Source organism: Bradyrhizobium sp. UFLA05-89 (assembly GCF_059803475.1).
Genome location: NZ_JBANBA010000126.1, coordinates 1 through 26,713, shown reverse-complemented (window position 1 = coordinate 26,713; position 26,713 = coordinate 1). Strand labels below are relative to the sequence as shown.

Sequence of the window (26,713 nt, the reverse complement as noted above, 5' to 3'; positions counted from 1 at the left end):
TTCGAACAAGGAGATGATCTGAAATGATCTAACAACCACTCATCCTTGACCAAGCCCATACAAGTATTCCAGAGACGGTGATGGGTACGGAGAAGCAGCGGCGTACTGGATGCTCCGGTCAAGCCCGGGCATGACAGCAGAATGCGAGGAGGCAGCCTCCAGATAACCACGAGAACACAAATCAGAGAAACATTTCGGTCAGATCGACCGTCGAGGCATTGCCGATCTGGCCAAAGTGCCTGTCGAGCCAGTTTCGCGCTGCTTCCCGACCCTCGTCGCGCAACCTGCAGAGCAGGCTCCATTCCGGGTGGAATTGCGTCGCAGTTCCGAGCTGCGACATCAACTGATCGTTGCCGATCCAGTGCATGTACATGCGGCTGTGCGTGTCCTTGTCGAGTTCGCCATTGTCGATCAGCTTCGTCGCAAAGGCGATCGCGCGCATCTCGCGCATCAATGACGAGTTGAAGCTGATCTCGTTGATGCGGTGGAGCACGTCCGCCGCGCTCGCCGGCAATTCGTCGCGTCGGATGGCGGTCACTTGCACGATGATGACGTCGTGGCTGCCCTTGCGATAAATCAGGGGGAAGATCGCGGGGTTGCCGAGATAGCCGCCGTCCCAATAATGCTCGCCGTCGATCTCGACGGCCTGAAAATAGGGTGGCAGGCAGGCCGAGGCGAGCACGGCGTCCGCGCTCAAGAGTGGCGTCTGGAACACCTTGATCTTGCCGGTCCGGATATTGGTGGCGTTGAGGAAGAGCTGCGGCGCCTCCGCCGCTGAATTCAGCCTGTCGAAGTCGACGACGCGTTGCAGCAGCGCGCGCAGCGGATTGAAATTGAAGGGATTGAGAACGTTCGGCGGCACCGTGTGAGTCAGGGTGTGGATGAAGGAGTGCACCGGATGATACTCCGGCGGCAGCTTGAGCGCCTGAATCCACTGGTTGAGCGGCGAGAACAGGTCGTACACCATGTCCATACGAGAAACCTCGTACCAGAATTGGTGCAGGTTTTCCCGTGCAGCATCGGCGCCGCCGATCGCCATGCCCGAGGCCATCGCCACGGCGTTCATGGCGCCAGCGCTGGTCGCGCTGATTGCTTCGATGGCGAGCCTTCCATCCTCCAGCACGAGATCGAGCACGCCCCACACAAACGCGCCGTGCGCTCCGCCACCCTGCAGCGCGAAGTTCACGTTCTTCACGTTCTTGCTGCCGTTGCCCCTCACCTTGCCCGCTTCCTCCCTCCCTTCGCTTCACCTTCCAGGGCTTGCTGCACCGCCTTGAACTCGTGCAGCGATGCCCGGTCGGCGCGAGGAAATTGCAGATTGAGCCGCTCGAGCGCGGCGACGATGACGGACCCGATGACGACACGCGCGAACCATTTGTGGTCGGCGGGCACGACATACCAGGGTGCATGGGTCGTCGCGGTGTGCCGGACGATGTCCTGATAGACTGCCTGGTAGCGCGGCCACAGCGCACGCTCCTTGATGTCATCCATCGAGAACTTCCATTGCTTGGAGCGATCCTCCAGCCGGTCGAGGAAGCGCTGGCGCTGCTCCTCCCTGGACAGGTTGAGGAAGAATTTCAGCACCACGGTGCCGTTGCGCGCGAGGTAGCGCTCGAAGGCGGAAATGTCCTCGAACCGCTCGCGCCAGATGTTCCTCGTGACGAGCCCGGGCGGCAGCTTCTCCTTGGCGAGGACCTCCGGATGCACGCGCGTCACCAGGCATTCCTCGTAGTGGGAGCGGTTGAATATCCCGATAAGACCGCGCGCCGGCAGGGCAACGACGTGGCGCCAGAGAAAATCATGGTCGAGCTCGTGGCTGGTCGGCGCCTTGAACGCACGAACCTCGCAGCCCTGCGGATTAATGCCTTCGAACAGCGCCTTGATCGCACTGTCCTTGCCGGCTGCATCCATGCCCTGAATGATGATCAGGACGGACCAGCGGTCCTGCGCGTAGAGCTTCTCCTGGAAATCGGCCAGATGCTGCTTGTTGGCTTCGAGAATCTTCTGTGCCTCGTCCTTGTCGAGACCACCTTTCTCGTCCGTTTTGTGGTCCTTCAGGTGAAACTTGCCCGAACCATCGTAACGGAAGGGCGTGATGAATTCGGCGAGCCCTGCGGCGAGCGTTTTGGAGGGTTTCTTGTTCATGAGCTCGGAGATGGTTTGCGTTGCGGCTTCAATCGTTCGACGAGGCTACCAAGAATGCCCTTCGGGAGGAATATGATGAAGAGGACGAGCAGCACGCCGTAGACGAGGTTGTCCCAGCCGACGGCCCTGGTTCCAAATCCGATGCGCAAGGATTCGGCGAGCAGGATGGTGATGATGGCACCGACCGTCGGCCCCAGTGAGACGAACAGGCCGCCGACGATGGCTGCGAACACCATCTGGAGTGACACCGCGATGCCGCTCACCGTGTCTGGCGTGATGAACATCTGGTACTGGCAATAGATCGCGCCCGCGAGCGCGGTCATCAGCGCGCTGATCAGCGTGATCTTCAGCTTCTCCGCGGTGACGTCGACGCCGGCGGCGGCCGCGGCGTCCTCGTCCTCAGAGATCGCCTCCAGCGCGTAGCGGCTCATGCTGCGGTCGATCGAGTACCAGACCACGAGTCCTGCGACCCAGACCGCAAGCGCGACCAGATACCAGGTGGTCTTGTCATCAAACTGGAGCGCCCAAAGCCTGTTGCCCGTCGCGCGGTTGGGCGTATAGCCGAGCGAGCCGCCGGTCCAGTCGCGCGTGGCGGTAATGACCTGCAGCACGATGCCGGAGAGCGCTAGCGTCACCAGCACGAAATAGTGCCCGGTGATCCGGAAACGGAAGCAGGGATAGCCGACGACAAGCGCGAGCGCTCCGGCCGCGACCATGCTGATGGGAATGCCGATCCAGGGCGACAGTCCCAGATGGTTCCACAACAGCGCCGTGACATAGGCGCCGATCCCCATGAAGCCGCCATGGCCGAGCGAGACCAGGCCAAACCGCCCCATCATCGACCAGGATGTGTAGGCGAACGACCAGATCAGGATCAGCACCAGGATATGCAGGTGATAGGGATCGCGATAGACGAACGGCAGCATGACGAGTGCCGCGAGTCCGAGCGCCCATGCGGCAAGCTGCGCCTGTCTCGTCATCTGCGCCTCGCGAGCAGGCCGGCGGGCCGGATGAACATCATGACGATGAAGAAGGCGAACGCCAGCACGTAGCCCCATTCGAGGTCGGAGAACAGGCCGCCGAGCGAGATGATCTCGGCAAAGACGAAGGAGGCGATGAAGCCACCGATGAAATTGCCGAGCCCGCCGAGCACGCAGATCAAGAAGGTGATCGGCCCGAATGACAGGCCGACAAAGGGATGCACGTCGTATTGCAGCACCAGGAGGCAGGCGGCAAGGCCCGCGAGCGCGCCACCAAGCGCCGAGGTGATGATATACATCCTCTTCGTATCGACGCCCATCAGCGCCATGATCTGGCGGTCCTGGGAGATGGCGCGGATCGCCGTGCCGGTGAAGGTGCGCGTCATGAACAGATAGACCGCGACCATGCCCACCAGCGCTGCGATGAAGGACAACAGCCGGGCATAGCTGAAATTCATGTCGCCGAGCGCGAGCACCGGAAGGCGAATGCCGAGATTGCGGAAATCGATGCCGAACGCGACGGTGGCGAAGCTCTGGAGCACGAACAGCACGCCGCCGGTCGCGAGCAACTGGTTGATCGGCGGCGCGGTCAGCAGCGGTGCGATGACGAGATAATGCAGCGCCGCACCAAGCAGCGCGACCAGCAGGATGGTGAAGGGCGCAGCGATGAAATAACTGAGGCCGTAATACTGAACCAGGAAATACATGGCGTACATGCCGATCATCACGAGCTCGGCGTAACAGATCCAGGTCACGTCGATAACGCCGAAGATCAGGTTCAGCCCGAGCGCGAGCAGCGCCAGCACGCCGCCGAGCAGGATGCCGTTGATCACCGCCTCCAGCAGGTAGATGTCGAAGATATCAAGAAATGCCTGCATGCGCCCGCTCGCCCCTCACACCCCGAGATAAGCTTCCTTGACCGTATCGCTCGCCAGCATCTCAGCCGAGCTGCCGGACGCGCGGATCGACCCGGCCTCGATCAGGTAGGCGCGGTCGACCACGCGCAGCACCTGCTGCACGTTCTGCTCGACGATCAGGACCGTCAGCCCGCGCGCGCGAATGCGCTTCACGAGCTCGAACACCTGCTGCACGACCACCGGAGCGAGGCCCGCGGAGGGCTCGTCAAGCAGCAGGAGCTTTGGATCCGACATCAGCGCGCGCCCGATCGCGCACATCTGCTGCTCGCCGCCAGACATGGTGCCTGCCATCTGATGACGACGCTCCTTCAGGCGCGGAAACAGCTCGAAGACGATCTCGAGCCGCTCGGCATATTTGTGGCGCGCCTCCTTCATGAAGGCGCCCATCTTGAGATTGTCATCGACCGAGAGTTGCGGAAACAGCCGCCGGTTCTCCGGTACATGCGCGATGCCGAGACTGACGATGCGGTGTGCCGGCGTCGCCAGGACATCGACACCCTCCATCTTGATCGATCCGCGCGCGGGGCGGATCAAACCCGAGATCACCCGCATCAGCGTGGTCTTGCCGGCGCCGTTCGGGCCGATCACGCCGACCGCCTCGCCGGCCCTGACCTCTAGATTGGCGCCAAACAGCGCCTGAAAGCTGCCATAGCCGGCGTCGACGGATCGAAGCTCCAGCATGGCCTACCCTCCGGCGCGGCGGCGCGCTTCGGCGGCCGCGGCTTGCGTGGTCTCGGCATCGGTGCCGAGATAGACCTCGATCACCCGCACGTCGCTGGCGACTGCGCTCGGCAGCCCCTCCGAAATCTTCTCGCCGTGGTCGAGCACCATCACGCGATCGACCACGCGCATGAGAACGCCCATGATGTGCTCGACCCAGATGATGGTGATGCCGAGATCGCCGCGGATCTTTCGCAGCATGTCGGCGGCCTGGTCCATCTCGGCATCATCAAGGCCACCGAGGCTCTCATCGGCGAGCAGCAGCTTTGGTCCGGTGGCGAGAGCCTTTGCCAATTCGAGCTTCTTGAGCCCTGCGGCACCAAGGCCATCGACACCAGCATGCCGATCGGTCGGCAGACCAACCATGGCGAGCGCATGCTCGGCGGCCTCCTCGGCCTTGGCGCGGCTGTGTCGGCCTTGCCCGTAATAGCCGGCGAGCGCGACGTTCTCGAAAATCGTCAGGCGGCGGAACGGTCGCGGGATCTGGAAGGTACGGCCGATGCCGCGATTGATGATCCGATGCGGCGCGAGTCCCGCAATCTCGGTCCCGGCGAACACGATCGAACCGGCGGTCGGGGTCAGCGTGCCGGAGAGCATGTTGAAGATGGTGCTCTTGCCAGAACCGTTGGGGCCGATCAGGCCGAGGATCTCGCCCTGGTCGACCCTGAAGGAGACGTTGTTGACGGCCGTGAAGCCGCCAAAACGTTTCACCAGCCCGCGAACTTCCAGCACCGCATCCCTCCGCCGCGTCTCGCGCTACTGGTTGCTGTAGGTGGAGCCCTTCGGCAGCGGCAGCACGGCCTCGCGCTGCGCCTGACTCTTCGGCCACACCACATAGGATTTGTCGTCGAGGTACTGAATCACGACAGGGAACGATCGTTCGTTCTGGCCCGCCATCGGCGTGCCCTCGCCATAGAACTTGACGCCGAAGCCGAGCATGGTGCCCCCTTCGGGAATATCGGTGTCGAGCGCTGCCTTGCGCAGCGCGTCCGCATCGACGCCCCCATATTTCTTGATCGCGCGCGGCAGCACGTCGGCCATGAAGACGTAGGTGTTGGAGGCGCCGATGCCGACATGGGCGGAGCGGATGGCAACGCCCGGCTTGATCTTGTCGAACTCCTCGCCGACCATCTTGATCACGGGCCCGAGCTTCGGATCCATGGTCTTCTGATTGGCGAGCCAGATCGAAATCGGATCGGTGTTGAAGATGTAGTTGGCGTCAGCGCCCATGCCCTCCTTCAGCTTCTCGTAGACGCCGTAGCCCGCACCATGCCCCATCAGCGCGCCGAACTTCAGGCCCTGCTCGCGCGCCTGGCGAAGCAAGAGCGTGATGTCGGGATTGTAGCCGGTGTGGAAAATCACATCGGGCTTGGCGCGCTTGAGCTTCGTCACCAGTGCGGAAAGGTCGGGCGCAGTCGCGGAGTAACCCTCCCTCAGCACGACGTTGAAGCCGGCCTTCCTGGCGCCGGCCTCGTTGCCCTTGGCGACGTCGACGCCGTAGGCGCCGTCCTCGTGGATGATGGCGACGCGCAGGTCCTTGGGCTCCTTGCCGAACTTCGCTTTCGAGTTCTGGGCGATGAAGTCCATCGTCATCATGCCGAACTGGTCGCCGCTCGCCTGCGGGCGAAACACATATTTGTAGTTCTTGTCGGCGAACACGGCGGACGAGATGCAGGTCGTCATCCACATGAACTTCTTCAACTGTTCGACGCGGGCCGCGACCGGAACGCATTGCGCCGAGGAGAAGAAGCCGAGCACCATGTCCACCTTCTCCTGCTCGAGCAGGCGGACGGATTCGTTGATGGCGACGTCGGGCTTACTCTGGGCATCGGCGTAGATGGCTTCGATCTTGTAGCCCTCGACGCCGCTCTTTGCGAACTGGTCGAGGATGATCTTGGCGCCGATATATTCGAGCTCGGAGCCGCCGCCGGCGAGCGGGCCGGTCAGGTCAAAAATCACGCCGATCTTGATCTTCTTCTCCTGAGCCTGGGCAGATGCCGCCAAGCCCAGCGCCGCGATTGCGACCATCAGCCCAAGTACAAAGTGACGTACCAAGCGGGCAGCCATGCGCATGCGCATCAAAACCTCCCTGGACGATTGTGCGTTGCAGTCTTCTTGGTTTTATTTTTTGCCCATCACATGGGCTGGGAGATGCGATGTCAAGCCGAATAGCGTCGCGGGCTTAACGCGTCAGCGCGCGGCGAGCTGCTGCTCGATGAAGGCCGTAACGAAGCGCGGCATGGTCGGCGTCAGATCACTGAGCCCGCGGACCAGGTGAATGCCGGCAAGCTCCGGATGCTCCTGCGCGGCGAGGTTGGCCTCAATCCGGGCGCGGATGGCTTCACCCGGCAGATCCAGGTCCAGGATCCGGATCAGGGCAATCGCGGGGCCTGACACCACGCAATGCCAATGCTCTTCCGCCTGATAGTCGGCAGCCGTGAGCCCGGTCTCCTCCTCGATCTCACGCACCACGCTGCCGGGGATGTCGAGCGAGCCGTCCTTGACGTCATCGAGGTCCGGCGTACCCGACGGAAAGTAGATGCGCCCCGCATTTGCGGTATGCTCGCCCATCACGCCCAGCACGAACGCACCGTCGGAGGCGCGCAGAGCGCCCATGCCAAAGCCGTTGAACACGGCCTTGTCGGGAAAACCCCAGTCGCGCCAGGCGAGAAAGCTGGCGAAATCGGTCTCGAAATAACTCGCAGCGAAACGGTCTTCGGAGAAGACGGGGTCGCGCCCGATCAGAATGCGACCGTTCCATAGCTTGGGCCGTTCGCGCTGCTTTTCGATAAAATGCGCAGCGATCTCGGCGCGCCGTTCCAGTGCGAACGGCCACGCCTGCGTTTCCACGGTGAGATCGAGCGTCGTGATGCGGCGAATGGCAGGAGATGTCATGACATCTGCATATCACCGCTTCGCGTCGATTGCTTGGCAATATTATTTGGAATTCATCCCCGTGGTCTTCTTGGCCTGCTCGACGAACTTGTTGGTGAAGGTCTTGCTGACGTCGATCTTGGCATTCGCAACCTCGGGCGAGCCGACGCTGAACACCGCAAGCACCGCGTCCGCGCCCTTCGGGTCCATCTTGCCGGTCTCCGAGAACATCGGGATCGTGTTCTTCAGCGCGGCGAGATAAAGCTCCTTGTTCTTGCCGACCATCTCCTCCGGCATCTTCGCCATGATGTCTTCCGGCGAGTGCGAATGGATCCAGGCGAGCGTGTTCAGCATCGCGTTGGTCAGCGCCTGCGTCTCCTTCTCGTGGCCGGCGACCCAGGCCGCCGTGGAGTACAGCGCGCCGCCCGGATATTCGCCGCCAAACGTCTCGAGCGTATCCTTCTGCGTGCGGGTGTCGCTGAGGATGCGCAAGTCCTTGTGGCTGCCCTGGAGCACGGTGACGGAGGGATCGAGCATCACGGCCGCATCGATCTGGCCCTGCTCCATGGCAGCGACCGCGGTCGCACCTAGGCCGACGCCGATCACGGCGGTGCCGGCGGGATCGAGGCCGTTCTTCTTCAGGAGATACTTCAGGAAGAAATCGGTCGAGGAGCCGGGCGCGCTGACCCCGACCTTCTTGCCGGCGAGATCCTTCACCGACTTGATCTCGTTGGTATGCGAAGGCGCGACCACCAGCACGAGGCCGGGATAGCGATCATAGACCACGAAGGACTGCAACTCCTGTTTCTTGGCGGCGAGGTTGACGCAATGGTCGAAATAGCCGGAGACGACATCGGCACTGCCGCCGAGCACGGCCTTGAGCGCATCGGAGCCGCCCTTGAGGTCGACGAGGTCGACATTGACGCCGGCCTTCTCGTACTCGCCGAGCTGTTTTGCCAGCACCGTCGGCAGGTAGCACAGGCAGGAGCCGCCGCCGACCGCGATGGTGACCTTGCTCTGCGCCGTGGCAAAGCTGGTGGTGAGCGTGAGCGCGAGCAGCGCGCCCGCGAGCCTGGCAATCGTCTTCTTCATTGGTTTCCTCCGTTCGGCTGGCGGCACATTAGAGCAGCGGGACTGGCTTGAGAAGCACTGGCCAAGACACTGGTCATCGGACTTTCGGCGCAATAGCATGACGGCATAACAACAACCCTTTATCGGGAGAATCATCCATGAACCGCATCGCAATCGCCGTTTCGCTCGTCGCCGCCTTCGCCGCAGGGTCTGGCGTGACCTACCTGCTCCAGCCGGCGTGGGCTGCCGAGAACATCACCGCGCAACTCGTCCACACCGGCGAGATGCAAGGCGATGTGCTCGGGCCTGCGAACGAGGTCGGCTACCGCTCCAAAATGTTCATGGCGGCAGACGGCGCCACCGTCTCGATCCAGGTCGGCAACGTGCCCAAGCATCTGCATCCCAACACCAACGAGATCCAGTACATCCTGGACGGGTCCGGGACGATCTGGCTCGGCGACAAGGAGGTGACGGTGAAGCCCGGCGACCTCGTGATCATCCCGAAGGGGACGCCGCATGGCGGCACCAAGCCGATCAGCGGACAGGTCAAGGCGATCGCGATCAAGACACCGCCGCAGGCGCCCGACGACACCAAGCTGCTGGACTGAGCCAGCGAGGCTCACACGCATGTCCGGGCCCGCATCCCTGCGCGGGTCCGGCAACGATCGCACCATCCCTAGCCTCGCCCGTCCGCGGCCGTCGGACGCCACACGAGAAGCCGACGCTCCACCATCGTCACGGCCATGTCGATCAGGAGGACGAAGGCCGACAGCACGAACATCCCTGCAAACACGCCGGCGACGTCGAACACGCCTTCGGCCTGCTGAATCAAATAGCCGAGGCCTGCGGCAGAGCCGAGATATTCGCCGACGACGGCGCCGACCACGGCAAATCCGACGGAGGTGTGCAGCGAAGAGAACATCCACGACAGCGCCGAGGGCCAATAGACGTGCCGCATCAATTGCTGCTCGCTCATGCCGAGCATGCGGCCATTGTCCAGCACCGTACGGCTGACCTCCTTGACGCCCTGATAGACGTTGAAGAACACGATGAAGAACACCAGCGTCACCCCGAGCGCGACCTTGGACCAGATGCCGAGGCCGAGCCACAGCGCGAAGATCGGTGCGAGCACCACGCGCGGCAGGGCATTGACCATCTTGACGTAGGGATCGAACACGGCTGCGACCAGCGGCTGCCGCGCGAACCAGAAGCCGACCAGCACGCCGCCGAGTGAGCCGATCACGAAGGCCAGGATCGACTCCCATAGCGTGATCCAGAGATGCTTCCAGATCACGCCGCTCGCGAACCATTTGACGATCTGGCTGAACACGTCGGCCGGGTTGGAGAAGAAGAACGGCGGCAGCAGGATCTTTCCGAACACCGGAACGGTAGAGAGCACCTGCCAGAGCACGATCGCGACCACGGCGACCAGAAATTGCAGCGAGAGCAGCGTGAGGCGCGACATCAGACCGCCTCCGCCTGGGTGGATTGTGCGTAACCCTTCATCACCTCGTCCTTGAGCACGCTCCAGATCTCGCGATGGAGGGCGTGAAACTCCTTGTCCAGCCGCACCTCGAAAATGTCGCGCGGGCGTGCAAGCTCAACGCGCCAGTCGCCGATGATGCGCGAGAACGGCCCCGCCGACATGATCACGACGCGGTCGGCGAGTGCGATCGCCTCCTCCAGATCATGGGTGACGAACAGCACCGCCTTGCGGTCGGCACTCCAGAGTTCGAGCAGGAGATTGCCCATGACCTGCCGGGTCTGGGCATCGAGCGGGCCGAACGGCTCGTCCATCAGCAGGATTTTTGGATCCCGGATGAGCACCTGCGCCAGCGCCACGCGCTTGCGCTGGCCGCCGGAGAGCATGTGCGGGTAGCGGCCCGCGAAAGCGCCGAGCCCGACCGAGGTCAGCCATTTTTGCGCGCGCGCAAGGGCCTCCGGGCGAGGCGTGCCCTTGATCTCGAGACCGATTGCGACGTTGTCGATGGCCGTCTTCCACGGGAACAGCGCATCGGCCTGGAACAAATAGCCGGCGTCCTTGTTGAGGGCGGCGAGCGGCCGGTCGAACACCTTGACACTGCCGGCGGCGGGCTTCAGCAGCCCCGCGGCGACGTTGAGCAGTGTGGATTTGCCGCAACCAGTCGGGCCGACTATGGCGACAAACTCGCCCTGGCCGACCGTCAGCTGCGCCTCTTCCACCGCCGTATAGACGCGCCCGTCACCAAGCCGAAATGCGACTTTCGTATCCTCGAGCGCCACCGCCGTGGGCGTTGCCATCTGTCAATTTCCTCCCGGATCTTGGCGGATGCCTTAGCCGCTTGCGCCGGCAAGTTCAATTGAGCGGCCAAGCGTGGTACGCATGCGGGGTCGCGTCCATCAAATCTCCCATTGCGGGAGTGTAGGGCTGGGTCCGTACCGATGACCTCCAAACCCGTGATCGGCTATGCGCATGTCGCGAAAAACTTCGGCCCGGTCGTGGCCGTGGACGGCGTTTCGCTCGACGTCGCCGAGGGCGAGTTTCTGGCCATCGTCGGCAGCTCCGGCTCAGGCAAGACCACGCTGCTGCGGCTGACCAACCGGCTGATCGAGGCCGACCATGGCACGATCACGGTTGAGGGCGAGGATATCGGCCGCATCGACCCGGTCGCGCTGCGGCGGCGCATCGGCTATGTCTTCCAGAGCGGCGGGCTGTTTCCGCATTTGAGCGTCGCGGACAACATCGGCATCACGCCGAAGCTGCTGGGCACTCCACAGGGAGAGATCGCCGCGCGAGTGGATGAGCTGCTCGATCTGGTGCGGCTCGACCGTACCCAGCATCGCGATCGATTGCCGCAAGACCTGTCCGGCGGGCAGCGCCAGCGCGTCGGGGTGGCGCGGGCACTCGCCGCGCGTCCACGCATCGTGCTGATGGACGAGCCGTTCGGCGCGCTCGATCCCCTGACCCGCGACGCGCTCGGAGAAGACTATCGCGCGCTGCATCACAAGCTCGGCCTCACCACGGTCATGATCACCCATGACATGACGGAAGCAATCCTGCTTGCCGACCGCATCGCGGTCATGCGCGCCGGGAGGCTGCTCGCGCAGGGCACGCCTGCGGAGCTCGGCCGAAGCGACGACGCCTATGTGCTGGAGCTGTTGCGCACGCCGCGGCGCCAGGTCGCGCGATTGAACGAGCGGCTGCCGCAGGGTGGTATGGCATGAGCCAGATCTCCGATCCGCGCTGGGGCGAGGCGCTGTCGCATCTGCCGGACTATCTCGGCAGCCATGTGCGGGTGAGCCTTGCCGCACTCGCGCTTGGGCTCATCGTGAGCCTGCCGCTCGCGATCCTGTGCCGCAACCGCCCGGTAGCGCGCAACATATTGCTCGCGCTCGCGAGCATCGTCCAGACCGTGCCGGGGCTGGCGCTGCTCGCGCTGTTCTATCCGCTCCTTCTGCTCTTGGCCTCCGTGACACTCGCCTGGTTCGGCGCTTCCTTCTCGGCCTTCGGCTTCCTGCCGGCGATGCTGGCGCTGGCGCTCTATTCCATGCTGCCGGTGCTGCGCAATGGCATCACCGGCTTGAACGGCATCGATCCTGCCCTGCTTGAAGCGGCCCAAGGCGTCGGCATGACGCCGCGACAATCGCTTGTCATGGTCGAGCTGCCGCTGGCACTGCCGGTGATGATGGCGGGCATCCGCACCGCCGCTGTCTGGGTGATTGGTACCGCAACATTGTCGACGCCGATCGGGCAGACCAGCCTCGGCAACTACATCTTCGCCGGCCTGCAAACACAGAACTGGGTGTTCGTTTTGTTCGGCTGTTTTGCCTCGGCCGTTCTGGCCCTTGCGGTCGACCAATTGCTCGGCCTGATCGAAACCGGCCTGCGTAATCGCAGCCGCCTGCGCACGACGCTCGGCGGCGTCGGGATTGCAGCGCTGGTCGCCGCGACGCTGGTGCCCTCGCTCGGACGCTCCTCGCCGGCTTACGTCGTCGGCGCCAAGACATTCGCCGAGCAATACGTGCTTTCGGCCCTGATCCGGGATCGCCTGGCGGCGGCAGGCCTGCCCGCAACGACGCGCTCGGGCCTCGGCTCGAACGTCGCCTTCGAGGCGCTGAAGGCCGGCGACATCGATCTCTATGTCGACTATTCCGGCACGCTCTGGGCCAATCAGTTGCACCGCACGGATATCAAGCCGCGCAAGGAGCTGATTGACGAGCTGAAGGCAGCGCTCGCCAAACAGAATATCACACTGCTCGGCGAGCTCGGCTTCGAGAACGCCTATGCGCTGGTGATGCCGCGCAAGCGCGCCGAGGCGCTCGGCATTCACTCTGTCGCCGATCTCGCGGCGCATGCGTCAGGCCTGTCGATTGCCGGCGACTACGAGTTCTTCTCGCGTCCGGAATGGGCCGCGTTGCGCGATGCCTACGGGCTCGCGTTCCGCGCCCAGCGGCAGATGCAGCCCGATTTCATGTATGCTGCCGTCGCGAGCGGTGAGGTCGACGTGATCGCGGGCTACACCAGCGACGGACTGATCGCGAAATACGACCTCGTGGCGCTCGACGATCCCAAGAACGCGATCCCGCCTTACGACGCCATTTTGCTGCTCGCCCCGAAGCGCGCCGGCGATGAGCGGCTCAAGTCCGCGCTAAAACCGCTGCTCGATCGGATCGACATCGCCGACATGCGCGAAGCAAATCTGCGCGCCAGCGGCAACGATGCGAATTCGTCGCCCGACGTGGTGGCGAAGTGGCTGTGGGAGAAGGTGGGGAAGAGGTAGGCACGGTGGCACAATGGCTCCATGCGCATCTACCCGCACCGTCGCCCTTCGAGGCTCGCCCAGCGGCGCGCTCGCGCCGCAAGGCTCGCACCTCAGGGTGACGGCGAGAAACCGTCGCTCGGGCGAGCAAGGCTACAGCCCGTGGATCATTCCGGCGTTGATCAGCAGGCGGTTGAGGCGTCGTGCTTCCTGACCGTCCTTGCAGCCATAGAAGATGCCCTTGCAGCGTAGCATGACGTCCTTCTGCGCGGCGAAGGACGGGTCGAGCGGAATACCGGCGGCTTCCTGGATCACCAGCGGCAAATAGGCACCGTCGATCGTGTCCATCACGGCATCGCTTCTCACCGGCTCGAAGTTGATGGCGTCGATGGCATAGTAGGTGGCATAAAGACGCGGATCATAGTCGTCGAGCTTCTTGCCGAGGCTGCCTTCATCGAGCCCGGGCTCGAGGATCTGCGGCGCGAATTCCGGCTGATGATCGCCATAGCGCACGATCAGGAACGGCTCATTCGGAAACTTCTTCTGCAGGCCGGCCAGAAAGGCCTGGTACTGCTCGGCACTCATCGCCTGCCGGCGCAGATATTCGTCGATCGACGGTGTATTGCCCGGCGCGCGCCAGCCCGGCATCAGATCGGGACGGAAACGCGTTTCCCAGGGGAAATGATTGGCGCCGAGATAGATGAAGCTGAACAGCGGCTTGTTCGGCGGTTGCTGGCCCATCAACTGCAGCGCCTTGTCGTAGAAAAAGGAATCCGGCTCGACGTCCTTCGCGCCGAGGTCCTTCGCATCATAGAAGCGCTCGATGCCCGTCGTTATCTGGAAGCTGCGCGCGCTCATGAAAGCGCCGTAGGCCGGATAGAGCGACATCGTGTCGTAGCCGCAGCGGCGCAAGCTGAGCGGCAGACCGCGCTCGACCCGGCCCGAAGCGATGCGCGTCACGAAATAGGCGAAACGGCCGAAGGAGCGCGACGACAGGCCGGCGAGCACGTTGTATTCGGTGAACCAGCTCGGTCCGCCATTGCTCTCGGCGAGGAAGGTACGCTGCTTGCCGTCCCAGGATTTGAAATGGCTGCCATAGCCAGGCGGCACCTTGACGCCTTGCGCGGCGCGGATGTCGAAACTGGATTCATCATGGATCATGATGATGTTCGGCCGCCGCCCCGCAGGGTGGCAGGCATCGACCAGCGGCACGTTGAGATGCTCGCCGGTAGACGCGGCCGACTCCATGAAGCCGTATTGCATGAAGTCGGAGACCGCAGTGACGCCGGAGCGGAAGAATTTTGAGAGATAGCCGTCGTCGTAATAGCCGCGCCAGGCTTCGTCCGGATGATAGAGCGAATAGCCGACCAGCGCGGCGAGGCAGGCGAGCTTGCAGGCAAACGCCGGCAGACGGCGGATGCGGAACGGATCGAGCCACCACAGCGCATACATCAGCGGCAGGATGACGAGGCAGGCGCCGATCACCGACCAGCGCAGGTTCGGGAAGATCGTGAACAGGAAGGCGACGGTGTCGCGGTCGATCATCATCAGGTCGATGAAGTTGACCGTCATCTGCACGACGTCGTGCTTGAGCCGCGACAGCAGCACCAGCACCACGACCATGGTCAGCGACAGCGCGCCAGACAACGCGGGGCGGCGGAGCAGCGTGATCCAGAAGAAGTTGAGGATGCCCCAGGCAAGCGCAAAGCCGAGGCGCGAGCTGAAATCGGTCTCGGTCTCGTACATCAGCGCGAGCGCGGCCAGATGCGGCGCGGCGACGGCGAGCAGGCGCCAGATGCCGATCGCGGCAACGCTCGCCAGGACGGCGGTGGCGGCGGAAGGACCTGGGTTGGGCGCGGACGCCATCGACGATACGCTGAACACGCTCCGGCGCGGTGATGCCAAGCCATCTGGCCAGCCTGCTGGCGGCCAGAGCGTCCGACGCTGCCGGTGAGCGCCGTGTCATAAAACTGTAACGGAACAGTCATCGGCAGGCAACGCGACCTGCCGTCCGACCTTCGCTTAATATTAGCGGGCGGCAGATGCACGCCGCGCGCCCTACTCTATCCCCTCACCCTGAGGAGCCTGCGAAGCAGGCGTCTCGAAGGCGAGGCCAGGATTTGCAGCCGGGCCTCTATGGTTCGAGACGGCGCTGCGCGCCTCCTCACCATGAGGGTTGGACAGCGTCAGCTGCTCCGCGTGGCCTTCGCGATACCGGTGATGAAGACGTCGATCACCGCTTCGGCCATCCTCTCGATCTCGCCCTCCTCCACGCCCCAGCGCGGGAAATGACCGTCGAGATTCATCCGGGCGAAACCGTAGACCAGGGCGCGGGCGGCGATCTGGATCGGCTTCAGCTCGCCCTGTCGCAGCAGTCCCTGCTCAGCAGCATCACCCAGCATGCGCTCGGTCAGCGCCATCAGCTCGGCATTGTCGCGGGTGAGTTCGGGCGAACTGCCATGGGCGAAGTAGCGCCCTGTCGAGATGATCTCGAAATGGGCAGGGTTGCGCATCGCCCAACGCAAATAGGCAAGGCCAAAGGCACGTAAGCGAGCGAGCGGATCGGCCGGCGGCGCCTGGGCCAGTCCCGCATCGATCTCTGCACGAAACCGGCGCTGTGCCTCCTCCGCCACCGCCGCCATCAGCGCGTCGCGGTTGGGAAAATGCCGGAACGGCGCCCCCGGTGACACCGCCGCACGCCGCGCCGCCTCGCGAACGGAGACCTCGCCGCCCTCGGCCGCCAGTTGCAGCGCAGCATCGATCAGCACGCGGCGGAGATCGCCGTGATGGTAGGGCCGCGCTTGGGTGGCGCGCGAGCGGCGCCTTGAGAGCTCACGGGCGGGCATCAAAAACTCCTAGCATCACCCGAACGTGAATGTAAGCAGCGATTACACGGTTGACCAAAACAGACCCACCAAATGTAATCGATGATTACATAACGGAGGAGACCATCTCATGGCGCAACGTCAAAGCTGGTTCGAGGCTTGGCGCCTGGTCGCCCTGCTCAGCCTGAGCCTGATCGCGCTCAGCCTCTGGATCGCCGCGATGCGGCAGTTCGAGATCGAGGGCGTGCGGATGGCGATACGCTTTACGGCGCGCAGCTCGCTCCTCCTGTTCTGCCTCGCCTTCAGCGCCGCCGCCCTGGTGCGGCTCTGGCCGAACGGCTGGACGCGCTGGCAGCGCCGCAACCGGCGTTATCTCGGCCTCGGCTTCGCCGTCTCCCACGGCCTCCACGCGGTTGCGATCGTCTCCCTCGCCAAGATGGATCCGGCCGGCTTTGCGACCGCGAGCTCGGCCGCATCCTACCTCTTCGGCGGGATCGGCTACGCCATCATCGTCGCGATGGCGGCGACCTCCTTCGACCGCACGGCCGACCTGCTCGGCCCCCGTGCCTGGCGCACCCTGCACCTCGTCGGCGGCTACTATCTCTGCTTCCAGTTCATGGTCTCGTTCGCCAAGCGCGTGCCGGCGATGCCACTCTATGCGGCCTTCCTCGTCCCCCTCCTCGCCGTGATCGCACTGCGGCTGATCGCGATGGCCGCGACCTCACGCCCGAGTCCGGTCGCCCCCGTCTAGTGTCCGCGGTTCGCATCTTCGATAGCCAGCAAGAATATCGATCAGACGTCAGCTCTTAACATGATGTGCCACGCGAAGTCGTCTTCGTGCATTCATGCGAATGATCACGATGCGGATGAAGAGACGAATCTTAGACTCTGAAGTCGCTGAGTTTTTGTGGGACTGGAGAGGCGGCGCAAACGCCTAAGAAACAGCGCGAGATCAAGAATGTGCTTTAAGCGTCAGTTCTTGGTCTTCAGGCTGCGCTTCAACATCGAAGAATTTGAATGAAGCACCAGCGCTTGGCGCTGAAGAGGAAAGCGCGAGATCGCAGCTAGCGATCTCGCGCCGGTTGTAGTCGCGAAGGTTTAAGATTTGGTTTGGCGAACGAGAGTGCGTCACTTGCTCGTCTCTCGTGTCCCGGACGCGGTGCAGCGCGCAAGCGGTGCACCGCAGAGCCGGGACCTATGGACCCCGGATCAGCAGCGCACCGCTTCGCACTGCGCTGCGTCCGGGGAACGCAAACCTCAGTTCTTCGACTTGTCGACCAGCGCGCCCTTCTTGATCCAGGGCATCATGTCGCGGAGCTTCGCGCCGACTTCCTCGATCGGATGCGCGGCGAGCTTGGCGCGGGTCGCCTTGAACGAGGTCTGGTTGACCTTGTTCTCGAGCATCCAGTCGCGCGAGAACTTGCCGGACTGGATGTCGTTGAGAACCCGCTTCATCTCCTTCTTGGTCTCGTCGGTGATGATACGCGGGCCGGTGACGTACTCGCCGTACTCGGCGGTGTTGGAGATCGAGTAGTTCATGTTGGCGATGCCGCCTTCATAGATCAGGTCGACGATCAGCTTCACCTCGTGGAGGCATTCGAAATAGGCCATCTCGGGCGCGTAGCCCGCTTCGACCAGGGTTTCGTAGCCGCCCTTGATCAGCTCGACCAGGCCGCCGCAGAGCACCACCTGCTCGCCGAACAGATCGGTCTCGCACTCTTCCTTGAAGGTGGTCTCGATGATACCGGCGCGGCCACCGCCGACCGCCGAAGCGTAGGAGAGGCCGAGGTCATGGGCATTGCCCGAGACGTCCTTGGCGATCGCGATCAGACAGGGCACGCCGCCGCCGCGCTGATACTCCGAGCGCACGGTGTGGCCGGGGCCCTTCGGGGCGATCATCAGCACGTCGAGGTCGGCGCGCGGGTCAAGCAGGTTGAAATGGACGTTGAGGCCGTGGGCGAAGACGAGGGCGGCGCCCTTCTTCATGTTGCCGTGCAGGTGCTCGCGGTAGATGTCGCCCTGGAGCTCGTCCGGGGTCAGCATCATGACGAGGTCGGCCCATTTGGCGGCCTCGGCGACTTCCATCACCTTGAAGCCGGCGGCTTCCGCCTTCTTGACCGAGCCCGAGTCCTTGCGCAGCGCAATCGCCACCTCCTTGACGCCGGAGTCCTTCAGGTTGAGCGCATGGGCGTGGCCCTGGCTGCCATAGCCGACGATGGCGACCTTCTTGCCCTTGATCAGGTTCAGGTCGGCGTCGCGATCGTAATAAACACGCATAGTCGTTTCCTCATTGAGGGCCGAAAATCGGCCAATGGTCAGGGTCCGAAGGTGAAATTTGCGGATTTCGGGGGCTGTCTAGAGCATTTTCCGCCCCGAAGGAAACCCGTTTCTGCATGGAAATCCGCGACATCATGCATCCATGAAAACGGGGTAGAGAGAGGCAAGCAGCAGGATCGCCATCACGATATTGAAGGCGCGGACCAGCCGCTCGGAGGTCAGGACCGGCCGGAGCGCGCTTCCGAACAGGGCCCAGACAACGGTCGAGACCGTGCCGACAATCAGGCTGATCACGGTCTGGATGGCGATATTGATCGGGAATTGGGCAATCGCCGCATAGGCGGTGATGGTGCCGATGACGATGACCCAGCCCTTGGCGTTGATCCACTGGAACATGGCCGCGCCCAGGAAGGTCATCGGGCCGCGCCCGTTGTCCTCGCCCGGCCTCGTCGGGCCCGAAAGGGCGATCGCGGCCGCCAGATAGATCAGGTAGGCGGCGCCGGCATATTTCAGGATGGTCTGGAGGATCGGATAGGCCAGAAAGACAGTCCCCAGCCCCAGACCGACGGTCGCGACCATGAAAGCGAAGCCGATGGTGATCCCGGCGATGTGCGGAATGGTGCGGCGGAAGCCGTAGGTCAGGCCTGACGACAGCAGCATGATGTTGTTTGGCCCGGGCGTGAAGTACATCACGACCGCAAAGACGATGAAGGCATAGAGAAGCGACTGCGACATCCGTACCTCACGCTGTCTTTGGCAGGACTTGCGAGCGCCTGGCCAGCAGCATCACCGCGATGCCACCGATCACGGTCAGCATGCCGGCGAGCCGCAGGGGTCCGAACCGTTCACCGAACACGACGCTGGAGGCGGTCGAGCCGACGAAGGGCACCAGCAGCGCGAACGGCACGACCTGCGCAGCCGGATAGTCGCGCAGCAGCCGGCCCCACAGCCAATAGGCGATGCTGGTCGAGATGCCGCCGAGCGCCAGCATGCAGAGGACTGACGTCAGCGACATCTGCGTCAGCGCTTGCCAGGTCGGCACGGGACCATTGACGATCAGCGCCAGCGCGAACAGCGGCACCGCCGACGTCAGGCACAACCAGGCGAACAGGTCGAACATCGGCACGCCGCGGGCGCCGCGCAACAGAAGATTGCCAATCGCGAAAGAAATCGGCGAGATCATCAGCACCGCAAAGGCGCTGACGCTGAAATCATAGCCGACGGTGCCGCAGATCAAGAGAAGGCCGACCGCGGCAATGGCAATGCCCAGCGTCTGCGCCGCCGTCGGCCGTTCGCCGAAGGCGAGCACGGCGAAGCCGATGGTGAACAGCGCCTGGCTCTGCACGACGACGCTCGTGAGCCCCACCGGCACGCCATGGGCGATGCCATAGGCCTGAGACAAAAACTGGCCGAGGAACAGCGTGAAGCTGATCGCGATCAGGAGCGGCCAGGCGATCTTCGGCTTGCGGATGAACAGGCAGGGCACGGCGGCGATCGAAAAGCGCAGCGCTGTCATCAGTTCCGGTGACAATTCGTCGAGCGCCAGCCGGCTCGCCACGAAGGCAAGTCCCCAGACGATCGCCACCATGACGGCGATGAGGATGTCGGCCGGCTTCATTGTTGTTCTTCGGGGCTCTGTTCCGTTGCGTGTTCTTGTCGTTCAGCCTTGCTCGCCGGCGCTTACGTGGAAGGGATGGGTTTGCGCAGCAGATAGGTGCCGTGCATCGGCGCGTGGTAGTCGGCCGAGACCAGCGTGAAGCCGACATCAGTCAGCATCCGCTCCATCACCCAGCCGAAGGTGGAATATTCGTCGCGCATATGCGTGACGACGCTCTCGCGCGAAAACTCGTGGTTCTTGATCTGGAAATCGGCCCATTGCTCGACGTCCCGCTCGGCCGCATCCGGCATCGAAACGAAGACGATGTCGCGCAAATAGAAGCTCGCGCCCGGCTTCAGCGCGCGATAGATGCGCGACAGCGCCACTGCCTTCCAGAAATCCGGCAGATGATGCAGCGTGAACTCGCTGACGATCAGGTCGTAGGATTCGGGCCGGTAGGCAAAGCTGAGCAGGCCCGCCGACTGCGTCGCGACCTTGGCCTTGCGGTCGCGGGCATAGATCTCGGCCAGCGCCAGCATCGCCGGCGAAATATCGATGGCGTCGACCTCGGCACCCATCAGCGCGCCTTCCGTCGCGAGCACGCCGTTGCCGCAGCCGATGTCGGCGACACGCCAGCCGCGCTGTACGCCGAGCATTTTCAACGCGGCGCGCGCGCGCAGATCGGCGTCATCGTGGTTGTCGTAGATCGAGGCGACCGCGGGCTCGATGCCCATCCGGTTGCGTTCGTTGTAGTACCAGTCGCGCGCCAGCATGGTTCACATCCCTTCAGGCCCGCGACCGATCGCGGCAACCCCCGTGCGCGACACCTCGACAAGGCCGATGGGACGCATCAGGTCGATAAACTGGTTGATCTTGTCCGTATTGCCGGTGATCTCGAACACAAAGCTCTCGGTGGTGGCGTCGATCACGCGTGCGCGGAAGGCGTCCGCCAGCCGCAGCGCCTCGACGCGATGCTCGCCCTCCCCGCGCACCTTCACCATCGCGAGTTCGCGCTCGATCGAGCGCCGGGTCTGCGTCATGTCGACGACGCGATAGACCGGGATCATGCGGTCGAGCTGGTGCTTGATCTGCTCGATCACCATCGGCGTGCCCGTGGTGACGATGGTGATGCGCGACAGATGTTTTTGGGCTTCGGTCTCGGAAACCGTGAGGCTCTCGATGTTGTAGCCGCGACCCGAGAACAGGCCGATGACGCGGGCGAGCACGCCGGGCTCGTTCTGCACGAGCACCGAGAGCGTATGCGTCTCGTTGGGGTCGTGGCGGTCCTCGAGGAAATAGGCGGATGCGGGCTGGTTCATTGTCGTCCCCTCAGAATGTCTCTCTCGTCATGCCCCGCGAAGGCGGGGCATCCAGTAATCACCGGCGCCTGAGATTCCCACGACCGCCACGGCGTACTGGATCGCCCGGTCAAGCCGGGCGATGACCGCAGTGTTGTTGCGCCGGCTCGCATCATGCGACCACCTTCTGGCCCGGCGGCGCATCCGCCATGACCCACTGCTTGAACAGATCGAAATCGATATTGCCGCCGGACAGCACGAGACCCACTCGTCTGCCCGCGAGTTTGCTCTTCTCCTGCAGCGCAGCCGCAAGTGCTGCCGCGCCGGCGCCCTCGGCGAGATTGTGCGTGTCGGTCCAATAGGCGCGGATCGCCGTGCCGACCTCGTCGTCGGTGACCTGCACGATGCGCGAGGCGCCCTTGCGGATGACTGCGAGCGCGTCCGCGTCGGGGATGCGCGTCGCCATACCGTCGGCGAGCGTGTTGCTGGTCTCCGTCGTCACGACCGTGCCGGCCGCAAACGACAGCGCGTATGACGGCGCCTCCGTCGACTGCACGCCGACGATCTCGGTCTTTAGCCCGAGCAGGTCGCGCGCCATGATGCAACCGCAGATGCCGGAACCCTGGCCGATCGGCACGTAGAGAATGTCGAGGTCAGGTGCGGCCCGGAACAACTCCAGCGCATAGGTCGCAACGCCGAGCACGAGATCCGGATGGAATGACGGCACCATGTGCAAGCCAGCGAACTGCGCACGGCGCTCGGCCTCCTCGCGGGCGGCCTGAAAGTCCTCGCCGTGCTCGACGAGCTCAGCGCCAAAGGCTTTCATCGCACGGTTCTTCTCGACCGAGTTGCCGCGCGGCACGTAGATCACCGCGGGCACGCCGTGGCGGCTCGCGGCAAACGCCAGGCTCTGCCCGTGATTGCCGCGCGTCGCCGAGATGATGCCGGGCGTGTTCGGCCGCTCGCGCTTCAGCCGCTCGAGATAGACGAGCCCGCCGCGCACCTTGAAGGCGCCGATCGGTGTGTGATTCTCATGCTTGACCACGACACGGGTACCGAGTCGCTCAGCGAGCAGCGGCCAGGCATGCGCCGGCGTCGCCGGCACCGCCTGCCCCACGATCGCATGTGCGCGTTCGAGCTCCTTCAGGTCGAACATCGCATCACACCAGTGCCTTGCCGCCGGCGAACGCGACTGCGGTGGCCTCGTCATTGGCCTGCTCCGGCAACAGCATCTCGTTGTGCGCCTTGCCGGAGGGGATCATCGGGAAGCAGTTTTCGAGCGCCGCGACGCGGCAGTCGAACAGCACCGGGCGCTTGACCGAGATCATCTCCTTGATCGCGCCATCGAGATCGGCGGGCTTGTGCGCCTGGATGCCGACGCCGCCATAGGCTTCCGCGAGCTTGACGAAATCCGGCAGCGCTTCGGAGTACGAATGCGACAGCCGGTTGCCGTGCAGGAGTTGCTGCCACTGCCTCACCATGCCCATGTACTGGTTGTTCAGGATGAAGATCTTGATCGGCAGCTCGTACTGCACGGCCGTCGACATCTCCTGGATCGTCATCTGCACCGAGGCGTCGCCCGCGATGTCGACGACGAGGCTGTCCGGGTGGGCCACCTGCACGCCGACCGCGGCCGGCAGACCGTAGCCCATGGTGCCGAGACCGCCGGACGTCATCCAGCGATGCGGCTCATCGAAGCCGAAGAACTGCGCCGCCCACATCTGGTGCTGGCCGACCTCGGTAGTGATGTAGACGTCCTTGCCGCGCGTCAGCTCGAACAGGCGCTGGATCGCGTGCTGCGGCAGGATGACGTCGTTGTTCTTCCTGAAGTACAGCGAATTGCGCGCACGCCATTGCGCGATCTGCTGCCACCACGGTTTGATGTCGGGCTTCCTCGCCTCGGCCTTGAACACCTGGAGGATGTCGCCGAGGATATTGCCGCAGTCCCCGATGATCGGAACATCGACGCGGATGTTCTTGTTGATCGAGGACGGATCGATGTCGATGTGGATCTTCTTCGAGCCAGGGGAGAACGCATCGACCCGGCCGGTGATGCGGTCGTCGAAGCGCGCGCCGACGCACAGCATGACGTCGCAGTCATGCATGGTCATGTTGGCCTCATAGGTGCCGTGCATGCCGAGCATGCCGAGCCAGTTCTTGCCCGACGCCGGATAGGCGCCCAGGCCCATCAGCGTCGAGGTGATCGGGAAACCGGTGACCTCGACCAGCTCGCGCAACAGTTTTGAGGCCTCAGGGCCGGAATTGATCACGCCACCGCCCGAATAGATCACCGGACGCTTGGCATTGGCGAGCAGCGAAACGGCCTTGCGGATCTGCATCGCGTCGCCCTTCACGCGCGGCGCGTAGGAGACGTGCACGTCGGACTTGCGCGGCGGATGGTAGGTGCCGGTCGCGAACTGCACGTCCTTCGGCACGTCGACCAGCACCGGGCCCGGTCGCCCCGAGGTCGCGACGTAGAACGCCTCGTGCAGCACCTTGGCAAGATCGTTGACGTCGCGGACCAGCCAGTTGTGCTTGGTGCAGGGGCGCGTGATGCCGACGGTGTCGCATTCCTGGAACGCGTCATTGCCGATCAGGTGGGTCGGCACCTGCCCGGTGATGCAGACCAGCGGGATCGAATCCATCAGCGCATCCGTCAGCGGCGTCACCATGTTGGTGGCGCCGGGGCCGCTAGTCACCAGCACGACGCCCGGCTTGCCGGTCGAGCGCGCATAGCCTTCGGCGGCGTGGCCCGCGCCCTGCTCATGCCGGACCAGGATGTGCTGGATCTCGCTCTGTTGGAAGATCTCGTCATAGATCGGAAGCACCGCGCCGCCGGGATAGCCGAAAATATCCGTCACGCCATGATCGATGAGCGCGCGCACGATCATCGCGGCGCCGGTCATCTGGTTCGGATCGTGGCTGTTGTCGGTCATTGGCTTGCTCCGGATGCGCTGTTGTCAGCGGCTTCTTCGAGGTCTGGTTCGGGAAATAAAAAAGGGCCCCAAGAGGCCCCATGCGCACCGCTCGGTTTTGGATGGCCGCTAGCCATCCCCGGCGATGCGCCTGGGTACGACGACGATAAGGAGTTTGGTAATAATGTTACGCATGAGGTCGGCCCGGCTTCCCAAAGGTTGCGCGAACCATAGCGGCCAAAGCCCGGATGTCAAGGCAATGTGGCCGTTTTCGCGCGATTTCGAGAAGTGTAGCGGCGTTCCGGCGGTTCGGCGAGAGGGAATTTACGACGAAAGCGCAAAAGGTCGTCGTTCCCGGGGCGCTCGCGCTGTGCGCGCCCCCGGAACGACGACCGAGCGAGGCGCCTCACTCCGCCCTCACGGCAGCGGCCAGCCACCCCATCGCCTGCTCCGGCTTCACCCATTCGAACTCGGGCAATTGATGCCGGAACCAGGTGAACTGGCGCTTGGCGTAATGGCGGGTGTCGGCTTGGCTGATCGCGGCCGCCTCGTCCAGGCTGATCTCGCCACGGACGTGCCGGATCAGCGTGGGCACGCCGTGGGCCTTCATCGCCGGCAACAGCGGATCGAGTTCTCGCGCGGCAAGCAATTCGACCTCGTTGAGCGCGCCGGCGCCGAGCATGGCCTCGAAGCGGGCATCGATGCGGGCATAGAGCTCATCGCGCTCTGGGGCGAGGAACAGGGCGTTGAAACTGTCCTTGGGCAGCAGCGGCGGCTGGCCCTCGCGATGCCAGTCGAGCAGCGAGCGGCCGGTCGCCTCGATCACTTCGAGCGCGCGAGCGATGCGGGTGCGGTCGCGCACATTCAGCCGTCCAGCGGCGGTAGGATCACGGCCTGCGAGTTCCGCGTGCAGCGCTTCGACGCCGCCCTGCTCGAGCCGCGCGCGCACGCCCTCGCGCACCTCGGGCCGGATCGGCGGCACCGTCGAGAGGCCCCTCGTCAGCGCCTTGAAATAAAGCCCGGTGCCGCCGATGAAGATCGGCAGGCGGCCTTGCGCCCGCGCCTCGGCCAGCGCTGCCGCCGCATCCGCGAGCCAGGCACCGGCCGAAAAATTCACGGCCGCGTCGACATGGCCATAGAGACGGTGCGGGACCTGCGCCTCCTCGTCCCGCGTGGGGCGGGCCGTGATGACACGCAGATCGCGATAGACCTGCATGGAATCGGCATTGATCACGATGCCGCCGGCGTTCAGGGCAAGCTCGAGCGCCAGCGCCGACTTGCCGCTGGCGGTCGGGCCTGCGATAAGCACGGCCTTGCTCACTTGCCCCTCGCGCACGAAAACCTCAAATGTCCCTCGTCGCCACGCTGATCTGCAACCCCGATAATCCCGCGCTCGACTCTACCATCGTCGACGGCGCGCGTGCCGTGCTGCCCTCGGCCGCGCCTGCACACTGGCTGTTCGACGGGGTTGCGGTCGACATACCCTTCGGCGCGCAGGATAACCTCGAAGGCGATCGTCACGCCATTGAACAACGGTTGCGCGAGCTGCGCGGCGACCTGCCGATCGACATCGTCGTGCAACCTGTCGGCTTCCGGCGCAAGAGACTTTTTCTCGCCGACATGGATTCCACCATGATCGGCCAGGAATGCATCGACGAGCTCGCCGATGTCGTTGGGGTCAAGGCGCACGTCGCAGCCATCACCGAGCGTGCGATGCGCGGCGAGATCGAGTTCGAGCCGGCCCTGCGCGAGCGCGTCGCGCTGCTGAAGGACCTGCCGGTCGGCGTCGTCGACGATGTCCTCGCCAAGCATATCACGCTGACGCCGGGCGGCCGCGAACTGGTCGCGACCATGCGCGCCCACGGCGCCTATACCTGTCTCGTGTCCGGCGGCTTCACGCTGTTCACCAACGCGGTCGCCGCGAAAATCGGCTTCCAGGAGAACCGCGCCAACGAGCTGATCGTGCGCGACGGCAAGTTCACCGGCGAAGTGAAGGAGCCGATCCTAGGCCGCGCGGCAAAACTCGCGACGCTGGTCGACCTGATGGAGGCGTTCGATCTCGACGACATCGATACGCTGGTCGTTGGCGACGGCGCCAACGATCTCGCGATGATCCAGGCGGCGGGGCTGGGTGTCGCCTACCACGCCAAGCCCGCCGTGGCGGCTGCGGCGGCCGCGCGGATCGATCATGGCGATCTCACCGCACTGCTCTATGCGCAGGGATACAAGCGCGACGAGTTCGTCGAATCCTGACGTCTGCTCCGACGTCACCGCGAATGCGGGCGATCCAGATGCTATGGGGTAAGCGGCGACTGGGGTAAGCGGCGGTGAGGGTGTGGACACCCCTCGAACGCC

25 protein-coding genes and 1 pseudogene are annotated in these 26,713 nt (G+C 64.0%); 5 read left to right on the top strand and 21 right to left on the bottom strand.

The features are described from left to right. Positions 1-181 precede the first annotated feature (181 nt). The 9 genes and pseudogenes from SO139_RS39410 to SO139_RS39370 form a co-directional block, all read right to left on the bottom strand. Positions 182-1,219, bottom strand: a complete 1,038-nt coding sequence (locus SO139_RS39410) for a patatin-like phospholipase family protein (protein WP_449383736.1) — start codon at positions 1,217-1,219, stop codon at positions 182-184. Then, positions 1,216-2,145 (bottom strand): polyphosphate kinase 2 family protein, encoded by a 930-nt coding sequence (locus SO139_RS39405; protein ID WP_449383735.1) that lies wholly within the window; start codon positions 2,143-2,145, stop codon positions 1,216-1,218. The genes SO139_RS39410 and SO139_RS39405 overlap by 4 nt, the downstream gene beginning before the upstream one ends. After that, positions 2,117-3,125: pseudogene (locus SO139_RS39400) on the bottom strand (branched-chain amino acid ABC transporter permease); the annotation flags it as partial. The gene SO139_RS39405 and the pseudogene SO139_RS39400, both read right to left, overlap by 29 nt. After that, positions 3,122-4,003 (bottom strand): branched-chain amino acid ABC transporter permease, encoded by an 882-nt coding sequence (locus tag SO139_RS39395; RefSeq protein ID WP_449383734.1) that lies wholly within the window; start codon positions 4,001-4,003, stop codon positions 3,122-3,124. The gene SO139_RS39395 and the pseudogene SO139_RS39400, both read right to left, overlap by 4 nt. Before the next feature lie 15 nt (positions 4,004-4,018). Beyond that, on the bottom strand, positions 4,019-4,723 hold the full coding sequence (locus tag SO139_RS39390; RefSeq protein ID WP_449383733.1) for an ABC transporter ATP-binding protein: 705 nt from the start codon (positions 4,721-4,723) through the stop codon (positions 4,019-4,021). A gap of 3 nt (positions 4,724-4,726) precedes the next feature. After that, a complete protein-coding gene (locus SO139_RS39385) occupies positions 4,727-5,494 on the bottom strand; it encodes an ABC transporter ATP-binding protein (RefSeq protein WP_449383732.1) in 768 nt (255 codons plus the stop codon). 24 nt (positions 5,495-5,518) lie between these two features. After that, complete coding sequence (locus SO139_RS39380) at positions 5,519-6,841, bottom strand: ABC transporter substrate-binding protein (protein WP_449383731.1); 1,323 nt, start codon at positions 6,839-6,841, stop codon at positions 5,519-5,521. A gap of 111 nt (positions 6,842-6,952) precedes the next feature. Beyond that, positions 6,953-7,657, bottom strand: a complete 705-nt coding sequence (locus tag SO139_RS39375) for an NUDIX hydrolase (protein WP_449383730.1) — start codon at positions 7,655-7,657, stop codon at positions 6,953-6,955. 42 nt (positions 7,658-7,699) lie between these two features. Further along, complete coding sequence (locus SO139_RS39370; protein ID WP_449383729.1) at positions 7,700-8,728, bottom strand: ABC transporter substrate-binding protein; 1,029 nt, start codon at positions 8,726-8,728, stop codon at positions 7,700-7,702. A gap of 137 nt (positions 8,729-8,865) precedes the next feature. Here SO139_RS39370 and SO139_RS39365 point away from each other — a divergent pair, with 137 nt between their 5' ends. Continuing rightward, positions 8,866-9,315 carry a cupin domain-containing protein gene (locus SO139_RS39365; protein ID WP_449383728.1) on the top strand — a complete coding sequence of 150 codons (450 nt, stop codon included), beginning with the start codon at positions 8,866-8,868 and terminating at the stop codon, positions 9,313-9,315. A 68-nt stretch (positions 9,316-9,383) separates the two neighbouring features. Here the strand turns inward: SO139_RS39365 and SO139_RS39360 are convergent, their stop codons facing one another. Together SO139_RS39360 and SO139_RS39355 are read right to left on the bottom strand one after the other, a co-directional pair. Then, positions 9,384-10,172, bottom strand: a complete 789-nt coding sequence (locus SO139_RS39360; RefSeq protein ID WP_449383727.1) for an ABC transporter permease — start codon at positions 10,170-10,172, stop codon at positions 9,384-9,386. Beyond that, positions 10,172-10,987 carry an ABC transporter ATP-binding protein gene (locus SO139_RS39355; RefSeq protein ID WP_449383726.1) on the bottom strand — a complete coding sequence of 272 codons (816 nt, stop codon included), beginning with the start codon at positions 10,985-10,987 and terminating at the stop codon, positions 10,172-10,174. The genes SO139_RS39360 and SO139_RS39355 overlap by 1 nt, the downstream gene beginning before the upstream one ends. 141 nt (positions 10,988-11,128) lie before the next feature. On the opposite strand from SO139_RS39355, the gene SO139_RS39350 reads away from it, so the two are divergent. Both SO139_RS39350 and SO139_RS39345 read left to right on the top strand, forming a co-directional pair. Beyond that, on the top strand, positions 11,129-11,911 hold the full coding sequence (locus tag SO139_RS39350; protein WP_449383725.1) for an ATP-binding cassette domain-containing protein: 783 nt from the start codon (positions 11,129-11,131) through the stop codon (positions 11,909-11,911). Then, positions 11,908-13,467, top strand: a complete 1,560-nt coding sequence (locus tag SO139_RS39345) for a glycine betaine ABC transporter substrate-binding protein (RefSeq protein ID WP_449383724.1) — start codon at positions 11,908-11,910, stop codon at positions 13,465-13,467. Before SO139_RS39350 ends, SO139_RS39345 begins: the two co-directional genes overlap by 4 nt. A 132-nt stretch (positions 13,468-13,599) precedes the next feature. On the opposite strand, the gene SO139_RS39340 is transcribed toward SO139_RS39345, so the two are convergent. Together SO139_RS39340 and SO139_RS39335 are read right to left on the bottom strand one after the other, a co-directional pair. After that, a complete protein-coding gene (locus SO139_RS39340) occupies positions 13,600-15,312 on the bottom strand; it encodes a sulfatase-like hydrolase/transferase (RefSeq protein ID WP_449383723.1) in 1,713 nt (570 codons plus the stop codon). Positions 15,313-15,632: 320 nt separating this feature from the next. Continuing rightward, positions 15,633-16,214 (bottom strand): TetR/AcrR family transcriptional regulator, encoded by a 582-nt coding sequence (locus SO139_RS39335; protein ID WP_449383722.1) that lies wholly within the window; start codon positions 16,212-16,214, stop codon positions 15,633-15,635. A gap of 187 nt (positions 16,215-16,401) precedes the next feature. On the opposite strand from SO139_RS39335, the gene SO139_RS39330 reads away from it, so the two are divergent. Continuing rightward, positions 16,402-17,022, top strand: coding sequence for a hypothetical protein (locus SO139_RS39330; RefSeq protein ID WP_449383721.1), 621 nt, complete (start codon positions 16,402-16,404; stop codon positions 17,020-17,022). A 506-nt stretch (positions 17,023-17,528) separates the two neighbouring features. Here SO139_RS39330 and ilvC read toward each other — a convergent pair. From ilvC to miaA, 8 genes are all read right to left on the bottom strand, one after another. Continuing rightward, positions 17,529-18,548 carry a ketol-acid reductoisomerase gene (ilvC, locus tag SO139_RS39325; RefSeq protein WP_449383720.1) on the bottom strand — a complete coding sequence of 340 codons (1,020 nt, stop codon included), beginning with the start codon at positions 18,546-18,548 and terminating at the stop codon, positions 17,529-17,531. Positions 18,549-18,680: 132 nt separating this feature from the next. Beyond that, the gene (locus tag SO139_RS39320; protein ID WP_449383719.1) at positions 18,681-19,283 is read right to left on the bottom strand and encodes a LysE family translocator; all 603 of its coding nucleotides are present in this window, start codon (positions 19,281-19,283) and stop codon (positions 18,681-18,683) included. A 7-nt stretch (positions 19,284-19,290) separates the two neighbouring features. Beyond that, positions 19,291-20,166, bottom strand: coding sequence for an EamA family transporter (locus tag SO139_RS39315; protein WP_449383718.1), 876 nt, complete (start codon positions 20,164-20,166; stop codon positions 19,291-19,293). A gap of 62 nt (positions 20,167-20,228) precedes the next feature. Then, positions 20,229-20,918: a class I SAM-dependent methyltransferase gene (locus SO139_RS39310; RefSeq protein WP_449383717.1), complete on the bottom strand. Its 690-nt coding sequence runs from the start codon at positions 20,916-20,918 to the stop codon at positions 20,229-20,231. Between the two features lie 3 nt (positions 20,919-20,921). Next, the gene (ilvN, locus tag SO139_RS39305; RefSeq protein WP_449383716.1) at positions 20,922-21,464 is read right to left on the bottom strand and encodes an acetolactate synthase small subunit; all 543 of its coding nucleotides are present in this window, start codon (positions 21,462-21,464) and stop codon (positions 20,922-20,924) included. Between the two features lie 151 nt (positions 21,465-21,615). Beyond that, positions 21,616-22,599, bottom strand: a complete 984-nt coding sequence (locus SO139_RS39300) for a threonine dehydratase (protein ID WP_449383737.1) — start codon at positions 22,597-22,599, stop codon at positions 21,616-21,618. Between the two features lie 4 nt (positions 22,600-22,603). Next, positions 22,604-24,379: an acetolactate synthase 3 large subunit gene (locus tag SO139_RS39295; RefSeq protein ID WP_449383715.1), complete on the bottom strand. Its 1,776-nt coding sequence runs from the start codon at positions 24,377-24,379 to the stop codon at positions 22,604-22,606. 385 nt (positions 24,380-24,764) lie between these two features. Beyond that, positions 24,765-25,694: a tRNA (adenosine(37)-N6)-dimethylallyltransferase MiaA gene (gene miaA / locus SO139_RS39290; RefSeq protein ID WP_449383714.1), complete on the bottom strand. Its 930-nt coding sequence runs from the start codon at positions 25,692-25,694 to the stop codon at positions 24,765-24,767. A gap of 11 nt (positions 25,695-25,705) precedes the next feature. Here miaA and serB point away from each other — a divergent pair, with 11 nt between their 5' ends. Further along, on the top strand, positions 25,706-26,611 hold the full coding sequence (gene serB / locus SO139_RS39285; RefSeq protein WP_449383713.1) for a phosphoserine phosphatase SerB: 906 nt from the start codon (positions 25,706-25,708) through the stop codon (positions 26,609-26,611). The last annotated feature ends 102 nt before the right edge of the window (positions 26,612-26,713 follow it).